Source organism: Actinomadura sp. NPDC049753 (assembly GCF_040674655.1).
GTDB lineage: Bacteria > Actinomycetota > Actinomycetes > Streptosporangiales > Streptosporangiaceae > Spirillospora > Spirillospora verrucosospora.
On sequence record NZ_JBFARL010000321.1, the window covers coordinates 1 to 5,888 of the forward strand.

Below are 5,888 nucleotides of genomic sequence, written 5' to 3' on the forward strand. Positions count from 1 at the left end.
ACCTCGGCCATCGCCGCGTCGGCGGCCGCGCGGTCGGCCTGCAGGCCGACCGGGGCCTGCGTGGCTTCCTCATGCGCATCGGCGGCCGCGGTGGCGGCGTCCTCGGCCGCAGCCGTGCTCTGCGGCGTTCTCTTGCGCTGTGCGCTCCTGCTGCCTGGTGTCGGTGAGCTGGGCGCGGGTCTCGGTCAGGGCCGCCTCGGCTGCGTCGGCGCGCCGGGTGGTGGCGGCGTGCCGCGCCTGCTCGTCGGCGAGCTGCGCGCGTGCGGTCTGCAGGTCCTCCAGCAGTCGGCGGTCTCCTGGTGGGCGGTGTCCAGCTGCGCGGTGGCGCGCGGTCTGCGCCTCGTGGCGTGCCTGCTCGGCCTGGTCGGTCGCGTCGGTGACCGCGCCGTTCAGGAGTTCGGTGAGCGCGCCGGTGCGTTCCTCGAACGCGGTGAGCAGTTGGGCGAGATGCGCGGCCTCGCCGCGCAGCGTTCGGGTGGGCGCGAGCTAGGCGGTCTCGGCCGTGCGCCTGGCCTTGTGGTGCGCGGTGGTGCTCGGGGCCGCTGCAGTACTCGGCGTGACTGCTGACGCTGCGGGGGCGCGGCCGTCCGCAGTGCTTGCAGGGGCGGTGGCCGGCGGCCTTGGTGGCAGCGGCGCGCTCGGCGACCGCGTCGGTGGACAGATCGTAGTCGGGCACCGGGCCGTCATCGACTACACCTACACCACCCACCCGCGTGCCACAGCGATCCGTCGCGCTCTGATGAAGTCCACACCCCGCGGCAACGGGCGACCAGGGCGGCGGCCGCGCCTTCGCGCCGGGCGGCGCGCTGTGGCGGCACCGATTCCACTGCTGGCACCGGTGACGAGCGCCATGGCGCCGTCCAGTGACTGTTCGGACATCGCCCGTCCACGGCGAGGGCGTCGGTGTGGCAGATCCCGCACGCCCCGACACCGACGCGTACCTCCCCGGCGGCGGCGCCTGCCGCTCCCGTTTGACCAGCTCGAACCGCCGCCGGCCTGTGGACGGTCACGGCGTGGTAGGTGGATGTCATGACGGCAGTTCGGTTCCGGCCTGCTCGCGCGGCCGGCCGCGGGTCGCGCCAGGGAGTCTCGCTGGTCCCCGGGGGCCAGTGAGGGCCACGGGCGCCAGTGGACGCCCATGGGCATGATGCTGAATATGCCGACGTCAAGGGAGGCAGAACATGAAGCACGAGTACCTGGTCACCATGACCACCCGTGTCCCGGACGGAACCCCGGCGCGCGAGGTGGACGACATCCGGGCGCGCGAAACCGCCAACACCCGCGTCCTGGCCGCCCAGGGACGGGTGCTGCGCCTGTGGCGGCCGCCGCTGGGGCCGGGAGAGTGGCGCACGATCGGGCTGTTCGCCGCCGACGGCCCAGATGACCTCGAGCGGACGCTCGCCGCGATGCCGCTGCGCGTCTGGCGCACCGACCAGGTCACCGCGCTGGACTCCCACCCCAACGACCCGGGGCGCGGCAAGGTCCCGCTCGCAGCGGACGGCGGCGAGTACCTGGTCACCTTCACCGTCGAGGTGCCGGACGCGACGACCCCGCAGGCCCGCGACGAGATGTTCGCCCGCGAGGCCGCCCGCGCCCGTGAACTGGCCGCCGAAGGCAGCCTCATCCGCCTGTGGAGCCTGCCCGGCCACGGCCGCAACCTCGGCCACTTCCAGGCCGCCGACGCCAAGCTGATGCGGGACATCCTGCGGTCGCTCCCGCTGGCTGCCTGGCTCACCACAGAGACGGTGCCCCTGACGCGCCACCCCAGTGACCCGTGAGCACCCCGGGCCAGGGGCCTTCCCAGGAACGCAGGCCCTCCCGCCAGTTTCCGATCTTGCCTGATGGCCTCCTTGTTCAGCGATTCACCGCCGGGCGGGTTGGTGTCCCCATGGCCGGAGCAACGGGGAGGACGTGTGGAGTGTCCACATGGCCGGCCTGGCGCCGGGAAAGTGGCGCCCTGCTCTCGGGAGCCCGCCGGAACACAGGAATGCCCGGCAGCGCGCCAGGATTCCCTGCGCCCAGGCGGTGTCGCACAGTTCGGTCGCGGCCCCCAGATCGTCCAGCGCCCCCTGGGCCACCTTGTGGGCCCCGGTGCGCGCCGCCGCCTCGATGAGTTCGGGCAGCGTCCACTGGGCGACGACCGTCTCGGCGACCCTCCTGAGCCCCGGGCTTGGGCAGCCCGCGGTGCCTGCTCGTAACGGGTGAGGCCGTTATAGAGGACCGCGACCGCGCGCTGAGCGTTCGCGATCCCGTTCAGCTGGCCCTCGGCGCCGGCCCGCTCGATCGTGTCGGCGATCAGCAGGGATGCTTCGGCCTCCTTGCCCTGCATCGCCGCCAAGAGGAGCTTGGTGTGTCGAACCATGGGCACACCCGTCGCAGTGGCAACGGCCTCGGATTCGGCGACGAGCGCGGCCGCGGCGGCGAACTCGCCGATGAACGAGGCGGTGGTCTCGTCAAGGTCAGATAGACGCGGAGCCGGGTCAGGGCGCCGGCCGTCCACACCTCTTCGACCGTCTTGGCAGACGTCTCGCACATACCCCATTCGTTCCAGAGAAGCGGGCCCCTGCCACAGCTGGCCCAGCCCCACCGGAGGTCCTGCACGGGCCTGTCCGTAAGCGCGGTCATCGCCTTCTGCAGCGTGGGAACCGCCGCGCGACGACCGTCAGTGGTGAGAAGCGCGTATGACGCGGCGCCCCACACCATCAGGTAGGTCGCGCGAGAGGTCGAGGCTGCGCTGGGCGCTCGCGCTCCGGCGTCAGGGTCGTTCGAGGTTCTGGCGGAGCGTCCCAATCGCCGTACCGAGGTCGGTCTCGATGCCGTCGGGTTGCTGGAGCCCGTTTTCGAAGAGTAGCTGGACGAACGGCCGGTTCTCCGGGCGTCCCGCGGTGGCGAAGTACGCTTGCAGGCCGGGCGCGAACTCCTCGTTCGCCGGCAGGGTGGCCGCATCCACCAGTCCCTTGATACCGGCGACGGCCAGCTTGTCGAAGCCCGCGATACGGCGTGCGAACGCGTCGGTGAAGGCGTCGATGTCGGCGTCCGGGATGACTCGATTCACGTAGCCGTACTCGGCCGCCAGACGGGCCGGCATGTCATCGCCGCCGAGCAGGATCTCCAGTGCGCGCCCGCGGCCGACCAGGCGCCCCAGGCGCGCCATGGCGCCGCCTCCCGGAACGCTGCCCACGCCGACCTCGAACTGGCCCAGGACAGCGCTCTCGGATGCGAAGCGGATGTCTGTTGAGAGCACGAATTCGCTGCCCGCGCCGCGGGTGCGGCCGCGGATCTCCGAGATGGTGGCCAAGGGCAGCTTGCTCAACCGGACGAAGTTGTCCAGGTACGGGTGAAGGCCCGTTGGTCCGGGCGGCATCCCGGCCACACGGGCGGAGTCGGACAGGAAGTCCCAGTGCGCCATGAAGTAGCCCGGTTTGTCGCTGCGGAAGACCACGACCGTGAGTTCCGGCTCGTCCTCGATACGCTCGATGAGCTCGCCAAGCTGCTCGATGGTGTCCGGATCCATCAGGTTCACCGGGCCGTTGTCGAAAGTCACCCGCCAGTAGGATCGGGTCACCTCGCTTACATGGAACTGTTCTGCGGTACTCATGAAACGCTCCTTGTCGATCTCCCGCAGCGGCGGTCGGTCGGCATCCGGATCGCCGAATGAGGCGCGAGAACGGTCGCCACGGCACTTGGCATCCTGGCCTCGACCGGTCATGCGGCCTGGTCGTCTGCGGATCGCCTGAGGCCATTCGCCGGCGCCCCGTACTCCAGCCGGTCAGAAGGTTCGCCGGAGATGCCCTCGGTGTCGACGCCGAAACACCGGCACAACGCATCATCGGACCCTCGTCCGTCGCAGGCTCGGCACGGCCGCCGGTCGCTTGGTCGGGCGGACGAGGACGGGAGCCGCCAGGATCCCCAAGGCGGCGGCCAGGGCGAAGACCAGAAGCGTGACCTGGGGGCTGAGGTGCTGCAACACCAGTCCCACACCGACCACCGGCAGCGAGACGCCGGTGTAGCCGGCGGTGAAGAACGTCGCCAGAGCGCCGGCTCGGTCGTCCGGGTCGGAAGTGGAGATCACGGCGGTCAGGCTGCCGCGCAGGACGGCGCCGACGCCGGCGTCCGCGACAGCGCAGACCAGGGTGTTCCACGGGCGCGACGGGCATGGTCGGGCGCGACCGTGGACCTGCACCGATCTACGCCTAATGGAAGGAGCTCGGCCGATGACCAAGCGCATGGCCGCGCAGCGGCGGTCGAAGGGCGGTGGCATCCTGCACGACCCGCCGAATTCGGGAAAGGAGAGAAGGAACGCTGCATGGTCCGGCCGGACCGAGCACCGACCGCCTGATCTGCACACGGGGAGGAATCATGACCACCGCAACGTCCGACGCCGCCAAGCGTCCGCCTGAGCTCACCGGGCAGACCGTCGTCGTGATCGGAGGCAGCGGCGGCATCGGGCTCGAGACCGCCCGCCGCGCCCGTGCCGAGGGCGCGGCGGTCATCGTGGCCGGCCGCGACCCCGACCGCCTCAAGCGGGCGGCGGCCGAGGTGGGCGCGCTGGACAGCGCGGCCTTCGACGCGACCGATCCGGGCGCCCTCGCGCGGTTCTTCGGAGCGCTGCCCGAAACGATCGACCACGTGATGGTCACGGCCGGCGGCCCCTACTACGCGCCCCTGGCCGACCTCGACCGCGAGCGGGCGCATCGCGATTTCGACGGACACGTGTGGCTGGCCGTCGCCGTCGCCCAGCATGCCGTCGGCCGGGTGCGCCCCGGCGGCACCCTGCTGTTCATGGGCGGCACCGGCGGCCGAAGCCGAGGCCCCGGCCTGTCGCTCATCGCGGCGGGCACCGCCGCGCTGCCCGCCCTGGTCGCCAACCTCGCGGTCGAGGTCGCGCCGATCAGGGTCAACCTCATCGCCGCCGGTTTCGTCGACACCCCGCTGTCGGCCGAACTGCTCGGCGACGACCTCGAAGCGCGCCGTGACCAGCTCCGCGCGACGCTCCCGATCGAGCGCGTCGTCGGACCCGCCGACGTCGCCGCCCTCGCCGTGCATCTCATGGCCAACACCGCGCTCACCGGCGCCACGTACGACATCGACGGCGGCCAGCAGCTCATCCACCGGACCTGATCGGGCCGATCACGCCGCTTCAGAAGCTCCCTGCCTCGCCCGGGCGGCCTGCCGGGAGAGAGTTGGGGCGTCGGGATACGATCAACACGGGCATCATCAACCAGATGGCGCGCTTGCACCTGATCGGGCGGCTGTTCCGCGCTCCAGTGACGGGTGCGGTCGGGGAGCGTTTCGGACGGTCGTTCTCAGCCCAGCGCTCTGGTACTTCGACATGCTGCCCCGCGCGGCGCGTCGCGAGCTGGCGGCGGGTTTCGGCCCGATTCCCGGCGCGCGCTGCGCCGGATGTACCGCGCGGTCCCGATGGACATCGGAGGCGGCCTCGCACCCCGGCTCGCCCGGCTGGACCGGCCGGCGCTGGTCGTGTGGGGAGCTCGGGACCGTTTCGTGCCCCTGGGTGCGCGGTCATGGCGTCGCGGACGGCGTCGCGGGCACCTCCAGCAGCTGGTCCAAGACGTACCGCGGCCCCACCGTCAGCAGCCCTGCCAAAACACCCCACAGACGTTTCGTCGTCGTCCGGGGTTGAGGAACCTGCGGACAGTCGTTGGCGCTGAGGATGATCTTGATGGCGGAGTTGGTGCGAGGCCTTGTGTTCAGGAGGTGGCCCAGCCGTCCGGGGGCGGCGATGCGGTCGAAGAAGGTTCGGGTGAGCTCGACCGGGTCCAGAGGGCGTCCCTCACGCCGGCCGCCTCCGGCTTCGCTGCAGCCGCCTGACCCGGCAGAACCGGCTTCGGGGGCGGGGGGGGGGGGGCGCGGTGGCGGGGCGCCCC

Annotated in this window: 6 protein-coding genes; 4 read left to right on the plus strand and 2 right to left on the minus strand. The window is 71.8% G+C overall.

Features of this window, described 5'->3' with window-relative positions; genetic code table 11:
• From AB0K37_RS39765 to AB0K37_RS39775, 3 genes are all read left to right on the plus strand, one after another.
• A partial coding sequence (locus tag AB0K37_RS39765; protein ID WP_363990747.1) for a hypothetical protein occupies positions 1-567 on the plus strand: 567 nt, incomplete at its 5' end.
• A gap of 614 nt (positions 568-1,181) precedes the next feature.
• A complete protein-coding gene (locus AB0K37_RS39770; RefSeq protein ID WP_363990749.1) occupies positions 1,182-1,778 on the plus strand; it encodes a muconolactone Delta-isomerase family protein in 597 nt (198 codons plus the stop codon).
• 392 nt (positions 1,779-2,170) lie between these two features.
• The gene (locus AB0K37_RS39775; RefSeq protein WP_363990751.1) at positions 2,171-2,467 is read left to right on the plus strand and encodes a hypothetical protein; all 297 of its coding nucleotides are present in this window, start codon (positions 2,171-2,173) and stop codon (positions 2,465-2,467) included.
• Between the two features lie 288 nt (positions 2,468-2,755).
• Here the strand turns inward: AB0K37_RS39775 and AB0K37_RS39780 are convergent, their stop codons facing one another.
• Entirely contained in the window at positions 2,756-3,709 is a 954-nt protein-coding gene (locus AB0K37_RS39780; protein ID WP_363990753.1) for an enoyl-CoA hydratase/isomerase family protein, read from the minus strand.
• Between the two features lie 117 nt (positions 3,710-3,826).
• A complete protein-coding gene (locus tag AB0K37_RS39785) occupies positions 3,827-4,183 on the minus strand; it encodes a hypothetical protein (RefSeq protein ID WP_363990755.1) in 357 nt (118 codons plus the stop codon).
• 176 nt (positions 4,184-4,359) lie between these two features.
• Between AB0K37_RS39785 and AB0K37_RS39790 the strand changes: the two genes are divergently transcribed.
• The gene (locus AB0K37_RS39790) at positions 4,360-5,121 is read left to right on the plus strand and encodes an SDR family oxidoreductase (RefSeq protein ID WP_363990758.1); all 762 of its coding nucleotides are present in this window, start codon (positions 4,360-4,362) and stop codon (positions 5,119-5,121) included.
• Positions 5,122-5,888: the final 767 nt, after the last annotated feature.